At 70.2% G+C, this 14,854-nt stretch carries 9 protein-coding genes; 4 read left to right on the top strand and 5 right to left on the bottom strand.

Annotation, left to right across the window (positions count from 1 at the left end):
* Nucleotides 1–4: 4 nt before the first annotated feature.
* From ACZYZ3_RS14525 to argC, 4 genes are read right to left on the bottom strand one after another with little or no spacing between them, the layout of a single operon-like run.
* Nucleotides 5–1,264: an acetylornithine transaminase gene (locus ACZYZ3_RS14525; RefSeq protein ID WP_463964519.1), complete on the bottom strand. Its 1,260-nt coding sequence runs from the start codon at nucleotides 1,262–1,264 to the stop codon at nucleotides 5–7.
* Nucleotides 1,261–2,217 carry an acetylglutamate kinase gene (gene argB / locus ACZYZ3_RS14520; protein ID WP_463964518.1) on the bottom strand — a complete coding sequence of 319 codons (957 nt, stop codon included), beginning with the start codon at nucleotides 2,215–2,217 and terminating at the stop codon, nucleotides 1,261–1,263. Before argB ends, ACZYZ3_RS14525 begins: the two co-directional genes overlap by 4 nt.
* 24 nt (nucleotides 2,218–2,241) lie before the next feature.
* Nucleotides 2,242–3,408: a bifunctional glutamate N-acetyltransferase/amino-acid acetyltransferase ArgJ gene (gene argJ, locus ACZYZ3_RS14515; protein WP_463964517.1), complete on the bottom strand. Its 1,167-nt coding sequence runs from the start codon at nucleotides 3,406–3,408 to the stop codon at nucleotides 2,242–2,244.
* The gene (gene argC, locus ACZYZ3_RS14510) at nucleotides 3,405–4,436 is read right to left on the bottom strand and encodes an N-acetyl-gamma-glutamyl-phosphate reductase (protein WP_463964516.1); all 1,032 of its coding nucleotides are present in this window, start codon (nucleotides 4,434–4,436) and stop codon (nucleotides 3,405–3,407) included. Before argC ends, argJ begins: the two co-directional genes overlap by 4 nt.
* A 233-nt stretch (nucleotides 4,437–4,669) precedes the next feature.
* Here argC and ACZYZ3_RS14505 point away from each other — a divergent pair, with 233 nt between their 5' ends.
* The 4 genes from ACZYZ3_RS14505 (at nucleotide 4,670) to ACZYZ3_RS14490 (ending at nucleotide 12,540) form a co-directional block, all read left to right on the top strand.
* A complete protein-coding gene (locus ACZYZ3_RS14505) occupies nucleotides 4,670–5,761 on the top strand; it encodes a fatty acid desaturase family protein (RefSeq protein WP_463964515.1) in 1,092 nt (363 codons plus the stop codon).
* Nucleotides 5,762–6,046: 285 nt separating this feature from the next.
* Nucleotides 6,047–7,009 carry a quinone oxidoreductase family protein gene (locus tag ACZYZ3_RS14500; RefSeq protein WP_463964514.1) on the top strand — a complete coding sequence of 321 codons (963 nt, stop codon included), beginning with the start codon at nucleotides 6,047–6,049 and terminating at the stop codon, nucleotides 7,007–7,009.
* A 221-nt stretch (nucleotides 7,010–7,230) separates the two neighbouring features.
* Complete coding sequence (locus ACZYZ3_RS14495) at nucleotides 7,231–11,109, top strand: Pls/PosA family non-ribosomal peptide synthetase (protein ID WP_463964564.1); 3,879 nt, start codon at nucleotides 7,231–7,233, stop codon at nucleotides 11,107–11,109.
* A gap of 45 nt (nucleotides 11,110–11,154) precedes the next feature.
* On the top strand, nucleotides 11,155–12,540 hold the full coding sequence (locus tag ACZYZ3_RS14490) for a M1 family metallopeptidase (protein WP_463964513.1): 1,386 nt from the start codon (nucleotides 11,155–11,157) through the stop codon (nucleotides 12,538–12,540).
* 121 nt (nucleotides 12,541–12,661) lie between these two features.
* On the opposite strand, the gene ACZYZ3_RS14485 is transcribed toward ACZYZ3_RS14490, so the two are convergent.
* Complete coding sequence (locus tag ACZYZ3_RS14485; RefSeq protein WP_463964512.1) at nucleotides 12,662–14,854, bottom strand: HNH endonuclease signature motif containing protein; 2,193 nt, start codon at nucleotides 14,852–14,854, stop codon at nucleotides 12,662–12,664.

Genomic DNA, 14,854 nt, shown 5'->3' with positions numbered 1-14,854 from the left:
GCGGTCACTGGGCATCCTTTGCGGTCTGGAGGAGGGCGGGCAGTGCCGCGAGGAAGCGGTCGGCCTGTTCGGTGGTGAGGATCAGGGGAGGTGCGAGGCGGATGGTGTGCGGGCCGGGGCTGTTGACGATGAAGCCCGCCTCGAGGCCGGCGGCCACGAGGGCCGGGGCGACGTCGGCGTCCAGATCGAAGCCGATCAGGAGCCCTTCGCCACGGACCTCGGTGACGCCGTCGACCGCGGCGAGGCCGGCACGCAGGTGTCCGCCCACCGTCCGGACGTGGCCCAGTACCTGCTGGGTTTCCAGCACGTGCAGGGTGGCCAGCGCCGCGGCGGTGGCCACGGGGTTGCCGCCGAAGGTGGTCCCGTGCTGGCCGGCGGTCAGCAGGGCCGACGTGTCCGGGCCGTAGGTGACGAGGGCGCCGATCGGGAAGCCGCCGCCGAGGCCCTTGGCGAGGGTCACGGCGTCGGGCACAATCCCGGCGTCCCCGCTCGCGAGCCACTTGCCGGTGCGGCCGATGCCGGTCTGGACCTCGTCCAGGATCAGCAGGGCACCGGCGGCGCTGGTCGCCTCCCGGGCCGCCCGCAGATAGCCGGCCGGCAGCGGGCGGACCCCGGCCTCGCCCTGGATCGGTTCGAGGAAGACCGCGGCGACGGTGTCGTCCACCGCGGCGCGGAGGGCATCGATGTCGCCGAAGGGAACGTGCTCGACGCCGCCGGGCAGCGGGGCGAACGGCGCCCGGTAGGCTTCCTTCGCGGTCAGCGCCAGGGCGCCCATCGTGCGGCCGTGGAAGGCGCCTTGGAGGGCGATGATCCGGGTCCGCGGCTTCTTTTCCGATCCGGTGTTGCGCCGCGCCAGCTTGAAGGCGGCCTCGACGGCCTCGGTGCCGGAGTTGGCAAAGAACACCCTGGACCCGGCCGGGGCCTTGGTGATCTCCAGCAGCTTCTCGGCCAGCGCGATCTGGGTGGGGCTCGTGAAGAAATTCGAGACGTGGCCCAGGGTGGCGAGCTGGCTGGAGATCACCGAGGTGACGAACGGGTGCGCGTGGCCCAGGGCATTCACCGCGATCCCGCCGAGCAAGTCCAGGTATTCCTTGCCGTCGGCGTCCCACACCAAGCAGCCGGCGCCGCGGACCAGGACCCGCTGCGGGGTGCCGAAGACGCCCAGCAGCGAGGAGGAGTAACGGGAGAGCCAGTCGGCTCCCGTGCCGGGACCGCTATTCCCGACGATTGCGCTGAGTTCGGGGGATTTTTCCAGCTGGTTCATTTGTTGTCCTCGTCCGGGACGACCTGGGTGCCGATGCCCGCCGTCGTGAAGGTCTCCAGGAGCATCGAGTGCGGCAGCCTGCCGTCGACGATGTGCGCGCGTTCGACGCCGCCGTCAACGGCCTTGAGGCAGGCTTCCATTTTCGGGATCATCCCTGACTCCAGGCGCGGCAGCAGTGCGCGCAGTTCCGATGCGGTGAGCGAGGAAATCAGCGAGGAGCGGTCAGGCCAGTTGGCGTAGAGTCCCTCGACGTCGGTGAGGATGACCAGCTTCGAGGCGCCGAGGGCTTCGGCCAGGGCCGCCGCGGCGGTGTCCGCGTTGACGTTCAGCACCTGGCCGGTGGTCTGCGCCTGCTTGGCGCCCGGGTCGCCGCTGCCGTCCTCGAAGATTTCCGGAGCCACCGTGGAGATCACCGGGATGCGCCCGGCCGCGACGATGTCCAGGATTCCCTCCGGGTTCACGCCGATCACTTCGCCGACCAGGCCCAGGTCCACCTCCTCGCCATCCACAACCGTGCCGGTCCGGACCGCGCGGAGCAGGCCGCCGTCCTCGCCGGACATCCCCACAGCGTAGGGGCCGTGGGAGTTGATCAGGCCGACGAGCTCGCGGCCGACCTGGCCGGTGAGGACCATGCGGACCACGTCCATGGCCTCCGGCGTGGTGACCCGCAGCCCGCCCTTGAACTCCGATTCGATGCCGAGCCGGCTGAGCATGGCGTTGATCTGCGGGCCGCCGCCGTGCACCACCACCGGGTGGATCCCGACGTGGTGCAGGAAGACGACGTCCTCGGCGAAGGCGCGGCGGAGCTCGTCGTTGACCATGGCGTTGCCGCCGTACTTGATCACCATGGTGGTGCCGGCAAAGCGCTGGATCCACGGCAGTGCCTCGATCAGGGTGCCGGCCTTGCTCTGGGCATCGGACATGGAGGTGGTCTCGCGGGTCTGGGTGTTCATGCTGTTCGTCCCTCCGGGAACTGCCTAGCTGGAGTAGGCACTGTTTTCGTGGACGTACTCGTGGGTGAGGTCGTTGGTCCAGATCGTGGCCTCGGCCTCACCGGCCTGGAGATCGATGTCGACCCGGACCTCGCGGGGTTCCAGGTCCACGAGGCCGCGGTCATCGCCGATGCTGCCATTGCGGCAGATCTGCACGCCGTTCATGGAGACGTTGAGCCGGTCGGGCTCGAAGGCAGCGTCGGTGGTTCCGACCGCGGAGAGCACCCGGCCCCAGTTGGGGTCCTTGCCGAAGATCGCGGCCTTGAAGAGGTTGGAGCGGGCGACGGCGCGGCTGACCACCTCGGCGTCCTTTTCGCTGGCGGCGTTGAACGTGCGGATCGCGATGTCGTGGCTGGCGCCTTCGGCGTCGCCGATCAGCTTGCGGGCCAGTTCCGCGCAGACCTGGGTCAGGCCCTTGCCGAAGTCGACGGCGGACGGCACAGCGCCGGAGGCTGCGGAGGCGAGCAGCACCACGGTGTCGTTGGTGGACATGCAGCCGTCCGAGTCCGCCCGGTCAAAGGTGACCCGGGTGGCGTCCCGGAGCACGACGTCGAGCATGTCCGGCTGGACGTCGGCATCCGTGGTGAGGACCACCAGCATGGTGGCGAGCCCGGGGGCGAGCATTCCGGCGCCCTTGGCCATCCCGCCAATGGTGAATTCCTTGCCGTCGGCATCCGCGCCGATGAACAGCGCCTGCTTGGGCACGGAGTCCGTGGTCATGATCGCGGTGGCGGCGTCGGGTCCGCCGTCGGAGCTCAGCGCTGCCGTGGCGGCGCCGATCCCGGCGAGGATCTTGTCCATCGGCAGCTGCTCGCCGATCAGGCCGGTGGAGCAGACGAAGACGTCGGTGGCCGAGACGCCGAGCGCCTCCGCGGTCTTCTCGGCAGTGGTGTGCGTGTTTTGGAAACCCTGCGGGCCGGTGCAGGCGTTGGCTCCGCCGGAGTTCAGGATCACCGCGTCCACGCGGCCGTCCTTGACGACCTCGCGGGACCAGTGCACGGGGGCGGCGGCCACCCGGTTGGAGGTGAACACGGCCGCGGCCGCCTTGGCGGGGCCGTCGTTGACCACGAGGGCCAGGTCCGGGTTGCCGGAGGTCTTCAGGCCGGCCGTGACGCCGGCGGCGCGGAATCCCTGGGGGACGGTGATGCTCATGGTGCGACTCCCTGCAGATCGAGGCCGGCGGTTTCCGCCAGGCCGAGGGCAATATTCATGGACTGCACGGCCCCGCCGGCGGTCCCCTTGGTCAGGTTGTCGATGGCGCAGGTGACGATGACGCGGCCGGTATGCCCGTCGAGAGCCAGCTGCATCACGGCGTGGTTGGATCCCTGCACCGACTTGGTGGAGGGCCAGCGGCCTTCCGGGAGCAGGTGGACAAAGGGCTCGTCGTCGTACGCCTCGCTCCAGGCGTGGCGGAGTTCCTCGGCGGTGACGCCGGGCCGGACCTTCGCCGTCGCGGTGGTGAGGATGCCCCGGCTCATGGGGGCCAGGGTGGGGGTAAAGGACACCGTGACCGGCGCGTTCAGGGCCTGGGAGAGCCCCTGTTCGATCTCCGGGGTGTGCCGGTGTCCGCCGCCGACGCCGTACGGGCTCATCGAGCCCATGACTTCGGCGCCGATCAGGTTGACCTTGGCGGCCTTGCCGGCCCCGGAGGTGCCGGACGCGGAAACGATGACGACGTCGTCCGCCTGCAGCAGGTGGTTGCTGAAGCCCGGGGTCAGGGCCAGCAGGGCCGACGTCGGGTAGCAGCCCGGCACGGCGATCCGTTTGGCGCCGCGCAGCGCCTCGCGCTGGCCCGGAAGCTCCGGCAGCCCGTAGGGCCAGGTTCCAGCGTGCGGGGTGCCGTAGAACTTCTCCCAGGCGGCCGCATCGGACAGCCGGTGGTCGGCGCCGGCGTCGATGACGAGCGTCCCAGGCGGCAGCTGCGCCGCGATCTCCGCAGAGGCACCGTGTGGCAGGGCCAGGAACACGACGTCGTGTCCGGACAGGTTCGCCACAGTCGTGTCTTCGAGGATTCGGCTTGCCAGACCGTGGAGATGGGGCTGTAATTCCCCTAGTCTGGAACCGGCGTTGCTGTGGGCCGTGATGGCGCCGATCGTAACGTCGGGGTGGCCGGCGAGGAGCCGCAGCACCTCGCCGCCGGCATAACCGCTTGCGCCGGAGACGGCAACAGAAATAGTCATACCACCGACTATACAGCAAGAGTATGCATAGATGCCGATAATTATGCATACGCTGCTCCGTGTCCGGGCCTGGCCCCGGAAGGTCCCGACCGGCGCCCGCACCCGGCCGGTCGATCCGGTTCGGGAGGGCAGTGCAGTGCCGGGGCGTATCCTTGGGGAAGGGTGACCCCCCAATCTTGCCGTCCGAGTGTCGGGCGCAGCGTTGCCCGTAACAGTTTCGAGGCACGCGCTACATGACCCTCACCGCCGCAACGCCGGAGCGACCGAAATCGCGTATCCGGCAGCCGAACGCCGTCGTCCTGAGCTACTCCGAACTCCTGAAGACCGTCAAGGCTGCGGGACTGCTGGAACGCCGCGTCGGCTTCTACATCACGGTGTTCTCCGTGCTGGTCCTCCTGATGACCGCGACCTGGTTCGGCTTCGCCCTGATCGGTGACAGCTGGTTCCAGCTCCTCATCGCCGCGGCCATCGGCATCCTTTGCACCCAGCTGAGCTTCCTGGCCCACGAGGCCGGACACCGCCAGATCTTCGCCTCCCGCCGCGCCAATGACTGGGCCGCACGGCTGCTGGCCACCTCGGTCGCCGGGATCAGCTACTCCTGGTGGGAGCAGAAGCACGGCGCGCACCACAACCACCCCAACGTGATTTCGAAGGACCCGGACATCGCCACCGGCGCCATCGCATTCTTCCCGGAAGCCGCCGCCACCCGGCAGGGACGGCTTTCCTTCCTTACCCGCAAGCAGGGCTGGTTCTTCTTTCCGCTGCTGTTCCTCGTGGGCCTGGGCCTGCAGATCGATTCGATCAAGTTCATCTTCCAGCGCTCCAAGGTCACGCACCGCTGGGTTGAGATCCCGATCCTCGTGGTCCGCCTGAGCCTGCTCCCGGTGCTCGCCTTCACCTTCCTGCCGTGGGGCATGGCGCTCGCGTTCATCGCGGTCCAGCTCGCCGTCTTCGGTTTCTACATGGGAGCCTCCTTCGCCCCGAACCACAAGGGCATGCCGGTCCTGCCGGCCGACAGCCGCGTGGACTTCTTCAGCCGCCAGGTCCTGACGTCCCGGAACATCTCCGGCGGCCGCTTTATGGACATCCTGCTCGGCGGCCTCAACCGCCAGGCCGAGCATCACCTCTTCCCGGACATGGCCCGGCCGCAGCTCGACAAGGCCGCCGTGATCGTCCGCGAGTTCTGCGCGAAGCACCAGGTTCCCTACACCGAAACCACGCTGATGCAGTCGTACGGCATCATCGTCCGCTACCTCAACGACGTCGGCCTCTCCGCCGGACGCCACTTCGAGTGCCCGATGGCGACCGTCACCCGCCGCTACTAAGCGCCAGCGCTGGGCGGCTGCACTGGGCGGCAGCACTGGGCGGCAGCGCGGTTCCGCGGAGGCCTCCTGCCCGGGGCCATGATTTTCCTGTTTGACACGAAGTGACGGCCGGATACCGGCCGTCACTTCGTCCTTGGCGCCGGTGTCCCTAGGATGGGTCCAGGATAAGGGCCGAGAATTCCGGGCCGGAATACTCAGTCCGGAAATACTCAGTCCGGAGAATTCGGCCGCATAGTCAGCCAGGAAGATCATTGCTGATCTTCCGCCCACCCAAGGAGACACAGGATGCATGCAATCGTCGCCCGCGAGGCCGGGGGCCCCGGGGTCCTCACGCTCGCCCCGGTGGAACGCCCGGTTCCGGGTCCGGGCCAGCTGCTGGTGAAGGTCGCCGCCGTCGGGGTGAACTTCATCGACACCTACAAGCGCAGCGGCAGCTACAAGGTGACCTACCCCTTCACCCCCGGCTCGGAGGCCTCGGGCACGGTGGAGGAACTTGGTGACGGCGTGACCGGATTCTCCCCGGGCGACCGGGTCGCCACGGCTGAAGGCGTCAACTGCTATGCCGGCTACGCCCTGATCGATGAGGACAAGGCACTGCCGGTCCCCCACGGCGTGGACGACTTCACGGCCGCTGCCCTACCGCTGCAGGGGATCACCGCGCACTACCTGATCAATTCCTCCTTCAAGGTCGAGCCCGGCCACACCGTGCTGCTGCACGCCGGAGCCGGCGGCGTCGGACTCCTGCTGATCCAGCTGCTCAAGGCCCGGGGCGCGCGCGTCATCACGACCGTCTCTACCGGCGACAAGGAGCAGCTGGCCCGCGAGGCCGGCGCCGACCATGTGCTGCGCTACGAGGGCTTCGCCGCCAGGGTGCGTGAACTGACCGACGGGGCCGGCGCGGACGTGGTGTACGACGGCGTCGGGAAGGACACCTTTGACGGGTCCCTCGAGGCCCTGCGCATCCGGGGCACGCTGGTGCTCTTCGGTGCCGCTTCCGGGCCGGTGCCGCCCTTCGATCCGCAGCGGCTCAACGCCGGAGGCTCGCTGTACCTGACCCGGCCGACAGTGGGCCATTTCCTGCGCAACGCGCGGGAGCGCCGCTGGCGCTCGGACGAGCTCTTCGCGGCGGTCGCCGACGGAAGCCTCAAGGTCCGGATTGGCGCCCGCTACGATCTGGCGGAAGCCGCCCGGGCCCACGATGACCTGGAGCAGCGGCGCACCACCGGCAAAGTCATCCTGATTCCGTAGCTCCTGCCGCCCGACGGCAGGGGGACACGTCGGCAAAAAGAGCGTGCGGACAACCGGCCGGAGGCGGAGTATTAACACAAAGCGACGCCGGACACCTTCCGTTCACCTAGGCCGGAGAAGATCCCCCTGTGACTGAGCAACAACAGCAACCCCAACGCAACGGCCTTCCGCAGGCGCTCGCCACCGTCAGCCCGGTCTTCCAGGCGCAACTCCCGGGGTCGCTGGCCGCACCGCCGGAGCGGACGCTGGTCGACATCCTCCATGACTCGGCCAGTCGCTTCCCGGATGCCTCCGCGCTCGACGACGGCCACCAGTCGCTCAGTTATGCCCAGCTGCTGTCGGCGGTCCGGGCCAAGGCACGGGAGCTGCACCGGGCAGGACTGGGGGCCGGGGACAAGATCGGCGTCCGGATTCCCTCCGGCACCAACCAGCTCTACATCGCCGTCCTGGCTGTGCTCCTCATCGGGGCGGCATATGTCCCGGTCGACGCCGACGATCCGGAGGAGCGCGCCCGGCTGGTGTTCGGCGAAGCCCGGGTCGCCGGCACGCTACACGGCGCCGCGGAGATTGTGACGGAGGGTTCCCGGCCCCGCCCGTTCCCGGCCCCGCGGCTGCCCGGCCCGGACGACGACGCCTGGGTCATCTTCACGTCCGGCTCCACCGGCACCCCCAAAGGCGTCGCCGTGCAGCACCGCTCCGCGGCGGCCTTTGTCGACGCCGAGGCCCGGATTTTCCTCCAGGACGATCCCATCGGCCCGCAGGACCGTGTCCTGGCGGGACTGTCGGTGGCCTTCGACGCCTCCTGCGAGGAAATGTGGCTGGCCTGGCGGTACGGCGCCTGCCTGGTCCCGGCGCCGCGGGCCCTGGTCCGGACCGGCATGGACCTCGGCCCCTGGCTGATCAGCCACGGCATCACCGTCGTGTCCACCGTTCCCACCCTTGCCGCGCTCTGGCCGGCGGAGTCCCTGGAGAGCGTACGTCTGCTGATTTTCGGCGGCGAGGCGTGCCCGCCGGACCTCGCCGAGCGGCTCGCCGTCGAGGGCCGCGAGGTCTGGAACACTTACGGCCCCACCGAGGCCACCGTCGTGGCCTGCGCTGCGCCGCTGCGGGGTACCGGACCAGTCCGGATCGGCCTGCCGCTGGACGGCTGGGACCTCGCCGTCGTGGACGCCGACTCCGTGCCGGTCGCCGAGGGGGAAATCGGCGAACTGATCATCGGCGGCGTCGGCCTGGCCCGGTACCTGGACCCGGCCAAGGACGCCGAGAAATATGCCCCCATGCCGTCGCTCGGCTGGACGCGCGCCTACCGCTCCGGCGACCTGGTCCGCTACGAGGCCGCGGGGCTGATCTTCCAGGGCCGCGCCGACGAACAGGTCAAGCTGGGCGGGCGCCGGATCGAACTCGGCGAGATCGACGCCGCCCTGCAGGCTTTGCCGGACGTGGCCGGCGCGGCCGCAACCGTGCAGACGACGGCGGCCGGAAACCAGATCCTCGTCGGTTACCTGTCCCCCGCCGGCGGCCGGGATCTCGATCTGGCGGCCGCCCGGGAGCTCCTTGGCGAAAGTCTGCCGGCTGCGCTGATTCCGCTGCTGACCGTGGTCGATTCGCTGCCTACCAAGACCAGCGGCAAAGTCGACCGGCACGCGTTGCCCTGGCCGCTGGCCGGGGCCGGCGCCACCGGCGCCGCAGCGGCCCCGCTGAACCTCCCGGATGATGCAACCTGGATCGTGGAGCAGTGGAGTGCGGTGCTCGGCAGCGCCGTGTCCAACCTGGACGCCGACTTCTTCGCCTACGGGGGCGGGTCTCTCGCCGCCGCGCAGCTCGTGTCCGCCCTTCGCGTGCGCTACCCCACCATCACGGTGGCCGACATCTACGCCACTCCCCGGGTCGGGGCGCTCATCGAAACCGCGCGCCAGTCGCTGCCCGAGGGCGGGGCTGGTCCGGCCCCGGAACGCACGGTCCGGCGCACGGCCCGCAAGTCACAGGTCTTCCAGACGCTGATGGGCGTTCCGCTGCACATCCTGGTCGGCATGCGCTGGCTGACGTATCTCATGGCGGCGAACAATCTGCTCTCCTCCCTGGCCGGCTTCTCGGCGGCGCCCACGGTGTCCTGGTGGTGGGTGGGCGCCTCCTGGCTCGTCTTCGTCAGCCCTGCGGGCCGGATGCTGATCTCCATCGCCGCCGCCCGGCTGCTGCTGCGCAAGGCGGTGCCGGGAACGTACCCGCGCTCCGGCCGGGTGCACCTGCGCCTCTGGCTGGCCGAGCAGATCCAGGACCTGGCCGGCGCGGTGAGCCTGGCCAGCGCCCCCTGGGTGCCGTATTACGCCCGGGCCCTCGGGGCGAAGATCGGCGACGACGTCCAGCTTCACTCGCTGCCGCCCGTCACCGGCCTGCTCTCGCTCGGCAGCGGCTGCAACGTCGAGCCCGAGGTCGATCTGTCCGGCTGGTGGATCGACGGCGACGTCGTCCACATCGGCGCCATCCGTATCGGGCCCCGCGCAACCATCGGCGCCCGCAGTACCCTGATGCCCGGGGCAACGATCGGCGCCGGGGCCCGGGTGGAACCCGGCTCGGCCGTGCTGGGCAAGGTGAAGGCCGGGCAGCTGGTCGCCGGGTCCCCGGCCGAGCGGCGGGGCAAGGCCAAACACTCCTGGCCGGAGGCTCCCCCGGAGCACCGGCTGATCGGCCGGCTCTGGTTTGCCGGCTTCGCCACCGCCTCGGCGGCCCTGGCCCTGATCCCCTATCTGTCCGCCGCCGCCGCGGCCCTCGTGGTCTTTGCCTTCATCCGGGGCAGCGCCTCGCTGACCGCCGCGCTGCCGCAGCTCCTGCTGTCCCTGCCGCCGGCGGCTCTCGTCTGGTTCCTATCCAACCTTGTGCTGATCCTCCTCACCACCCGGCTCCTGGGGCTGGGGCTGGCCGAAGGCTACTACCGGGTGCGCAGCAGGATCGGCTGGCAGGTCTGGGCCACAGAACGGGTCCTGGACCTGGCCCGCGACCTGCTCTTCCCCATCTACGCCAGTCTCTTCACACCGGTCTGGCTGCGCCTGCTGGGCGCGAGGATCGGCAAGAACGTGGAGGCCTCCACTGTCCTGCTGATCCCGAAGATGACCACCGTGGGCGAAGGAGCCTTCCTGGCCGATGACACGATGGTGGCCTCCTATGAGCTCGACGGCGGCTGGTTGCGGATCGCCCCCGCGAAGATTGGCAAACGCTCCTTCCTGGGCAACTCCGGGATGACCGCGGCCGGCCGCAACGTTCCCAAAAACTCCCTCGTGGCCGTGCTCTCGGCCACTCCCGCGAAGGCGAAGGCCGGGACATCCTGGCTGGGCAGCCCGCCGGTCCGGCTCCGGCGGACCGCCATCGCCTCCGACGACACGAGGACGTACCAGCCGCCGCTGAGGCTGAAGATCGCCCGGGCGCTGTGGGAACTGTGCCGTTTTGTCCCCGTCGTGGCGACGGTCGCGATCGCCGCAGGGGTTCTCCTCGCCTTCGACTGGCTCGCCACGGTCTTCAATTACGGCATCGCGGCGCTCCTGGGCGGCGTCGTGATCCTGCTCGCCGGCGCCGCGGCAGCCGGCAGCGCCGTCGTGGCGAAATGGCTGCTGGTGGGGCGCATCCGGCCCGGCGAGCACCCGCTGTGGAGCTCCTTCATCTGGCGCAACGAGGTCGTGGATACCTTCATCGAAATGGTCAGTGCGCCCTGGTTCGCGCGCTCGGCCGCCGGGACCCCCGCCCTTGTCTGGTGGCTGCGGGCCCTCGGGGCACGGATCGGCGCCGGCACCTGGTGCGAGAGCTACTGGCTTCCCGAGGCGGATCTCGTCACCCTGGGCCGGAACTCCACGGTCAACCGCGGCTGCGTGGTCCAGACCCATCTCTTCCACGACCGCGTCATGAGCATCGACACTGTTACGCTCGATGACGGGGCAACGATGGGACCGCACGGAGTCATCCTCCCGCAGGCGCGGATTGGCAAGGGGGGCACCGTGGGCCCGGCATCCCTGGTCATGCGGGGTGAGACGGTGCCCGCCGCGAGCTACTGGATGGGGAATCCGGTGAGCCCGTGGGTCGGGCCGGCGGTGCCGGCCCCTAAGCCGAAGTAGCCCCGCGCTGTTCGTCCTGCACCTGCAATCCCGAAAGCCGGTTTGATGAGTTCGAGTCCCCTGAGTCCCGCTGCCCCGGCGGGCGCCGGCAGCGGCCTGCCCACCGACGATGCGGCGGGCTCCCCCGACCCCTACCTGCCGGGCCATGGCACGGATGCCTACCGGGTGACCCGCTATGAACTCGAGCTGGACTACAAGCTCAGTAGCAACCGCCTGAACGGACGCGCCGTGGTGCATGCCGTGACGCAACGCCCCACCTCGGCCATTGTGCTGGACCTGACCGGACTCCGGGCCACCAAGATCCAGCTCAGCGGGCGGAGGGTGCGGAAGTTCAGCCAGCGCGCCGACCAGCTCGTCGTCGTCCCCGATGCCGGCCTGCTGCCGGGTGAGGAATTCACCCTGGACATCCGCTACGAGGGCAACCCGACGCCCCGACGCGGGCTATGGGGCGAAGTGGGCTGGGAGGAACTGACCGACGGCGTCCTCGTGGCGGGCCAGCCCAACGGCGCACCGTCCTGGTTCCCCTGCAACGACCACCCGCTGGACAAGGCCAGTTACCGAATCTCGGTGACCACGGATGCGAACTACCGGGCCGTGTGCAACGGGATCCTGATCGCCCGCACCAGCCGGTCCAGCCGCGAGACCTGGGTCTACGAGCAGACGGAGCCCATGTCCACCTACCTCGCCACGGTCCAGATCGGCCGCTACGAGCTCCTGACCCTCAACCCCGTCACTGCGGCGGCGCAGGTGCCCCAGTACGCGGCCGTTCCGTCTGCGCTGGCCGACGCGGCCCGGGCGGGACTGGCGCGGCAGCCAGAGATGATGCGCACCTTCATCGACTGCTTTGGCCCGTATCCTTTCGCAGAGTACACGGTGGTGGTGGCGGGCGACGAGCTGGAAATCCCACTGGAGGCGCAGAGCCTGTCCATCTTCGGCCCCAACCATCTGGAGCCTGGCTGGGACTCCCAGCGGCTCATCGCCCACGAGTTGTCCCACCAGTGGTTTGGCAACTCGCTGACGGCGGCCTCGTGGAAGGACATTTGGCTGCACGAGGGATTTGCCTGCTATGCGGAATGGATCTGGTCCGAAGAGGCCGGGGTCATGACGGTGGCGCGCCGGGCCGCCAGCGCGTGGCGGAAACTCAGCGCCGGAAAGCAGGACCTGCTCGTGGGCGACCCCGGGCCGGAACTGATGTTCGATGACCGGGTGTACAAACGCGGCGCCCTGGCGCTGCATGCCCTGCGCCTGCGCTGCGGCGACCTGGCGTTCTTCTCCCTCCTGCACGAATGGGCCAGCCAGAACCGGCACGGCTCCGTCTCGACGCCGCAGTTCATCCTCACCGCGGACCACGCGACCGGCCTCGACACGGAGGCACTGCTGCACCCGTGGCTGTACCAGGAGGCCCTGCCGCCCCTGCCTCTCAGCGGCTAGGGACAACTTGGCGGATTGACCGCCCCGAATCAGCGTGCAGCCTGTCGTTCAGGCGCACTGGATCAGGAAGGATTCCGGGTGGGGCCCACCGGGGCCCGGTGGCCAGGGCGGATCCGCCAAGTCAGCCGGGGACCATTCGTGCCCCCGTATCGAGGTACCAGTGCGGGAAGGGGTCCGCGGGCAGTTCCAGGTTGGGGTCCCGGTCTGGGTCCGGGGGCAGGTCCAGGTTGGGATCCCGGTCTGGGTCCGCGGGCAGTTCCAGGTGGGGGTCCCGGTCTGGGTCCGGGGGCAGTTCCAGGTGGGGGTCCCGGTCTGGGTCCGGGGGCAGTTCCAGGTTGGGATCCCGGTCTGGGTCCGCGGGCAGTTCCAGGTGGGGATCCCGGTCTGGGTCCGCGGGCAGTTCCAGGTGGGGATCCCGGTCTGGGTCCGGGGGCAAATCCTGGCCCGGTCCGTCGTCCGCGGGCGGGCCTTGGTCTAGGCCGTCGCCGGCGGGCAGGAGGTGGGGTGGCCAGTCGGATGGTTCCCAGTCCTGTTGTTCGCTGGGATAGTTCCGGCCTGAGGGCGAGGTCCAGCCGGGCGGTTTGTTTTTGCTGGCCCCGGCCGGTGTCCAGGCGGAGCCGTGTTTCAGGCCGTGGTGCTTGCGGCACGGCTGGCCGAGGTTGGTGATCCCGGTGGTGCCTCCGTCGGCCCAGGCCAGCAGGTGGTCGGCCTCGTTGTCCAGGGACGGGTTGTTACAGCCCGGGAAGGGGCACCGGCCGTCGCGCAGCCGGAGCCATTGGCGCATCGCCTTCGGGATCCGGTAGCTGGTCCGGCCGATTTCCAGCGGGGCACCGTCCCGCGGGTCGGTCAGGACCCGGTGGAAGGACTCCGCGCCGTCGGCGACCAGCGCCCGGGCCATGGACGGCGGGATCGGCCCGTACCCGTCCAGCATCGCCGGTTCCTCACCGGCACCCAGGAGCGAGGGGACCGGGACGGTGATCAGGACCTGCGCCCGCGGGACCGGCACACCCGGGCACCCGCCCCCACAGGCACCCGCGCAGCCGCCCGCGGACGTACCGGTTCCGCCGCCGGCAGGAGCACTGCCGGCCGGGCCTCTCGAGGTCCCGGCGCAGGCGCAGGTGTTGGTGTTGTTGCCCAGCAGCCAGGTGGCGGCGATGTCGGCGCGGAGCTGGGTCAGGGTCCGGGGTNCGCCGTCGGCGACCAGCGCCCGGGCCATGGACGGCGGGATCGGCCCGTACCCGTCCAGCATCGCCGGTTCCTCACCGGCACCCAGGAGCGAGAGGACCGGGACGGTGATCAGGACCTGCGCCCGCGGGACCGGCACACCCGGGCACCCGCCGTTGCCATCGGCGTCGGTGCCGGTGCCCAGCAGCCAGGTGGCGGCGATGTCGGCGCGGAGCTGGGTCAGGGTCCGGGGCTCGGCCGGGCCCTGGAGGGCGCGGGCGGCGGCGGTGGTCCGTTCCCAGATCCCCGCGGCGGTGCCGGCCGGGAGGTAGGCGGAGAGCCAGGCCATCCCGTCCCGGTCCGGGGCGAATTCAACCCGCCGGTCCTTGGCGCTCCTGGTGTGGCGTTGTTCGATGCTGACCGGGTGGTGGCGTTCGCGCCAGGTGCGTGATTTCGTGCGGAACCGTCCCGGGACGAGTTCCCCGGCGGGGCAGCCGCGGGCCGGGTTGGGGACCCCGGGGTCCAGGAAATGCGCCTCCAGCGCGGCCGCCCCGGCCGCGTCCAGGTCAGTGGTTTCCTCCACCATGATCCGGGCGTGGGCCCAGGAGATCGACCCGGCCTGCAGCGCGTTCAGGGTCAGCGGCAGCGACGCCGTCAGCACCTGGCACTCACCCAGCAGGGTCCCGGCGGCGTGTTCACTGACGGTCAGGACACACGCGAGCTCCGCGACCAACGCCATCTCCTGGACGGTGCGGTCCCGCAGGGACGCCGCCGGGGACGCCAGGGCCCTCGTGGCCTCCGCGTAGTCCGCGGTCAGCCGCACCTTCAACGCCACGCTCCGGGCCTCCAGCCGCGCCAACTCCCCGAGCCCGTCCAGGCACGCATCCGCCAGATCCCGCAACGGATCAGCCCACAGCGGACCAGACCCGGCCTCCCGGGACGGACCGGCCTCCAGAAGCGGACCGGCATCCCCGGACGAATCAACGCGCGCCGGACCAGCGAGGCCCGCACCGGACGGACCAGCGAGGTCCGCCTGAGACTGATCAGCATTGCCTGCCGGGGCGCCGGTGAAGGCCGCAAGCGCAGCAACGGACGCGGCGACAGCCGCCAGGGCCTCCCTGCCCTCCGCACTCCACACCGTGCTTTCCAT

The sequence above is a fragment of the Pseudarthrobacter linnaei genome (assembly GCF_055412825.1).
The sequence above is the reverse complement of the archived record's forward strand: the minus strand, read 5'-3'. Positions and strand labels throughout refer to the sequence as shown.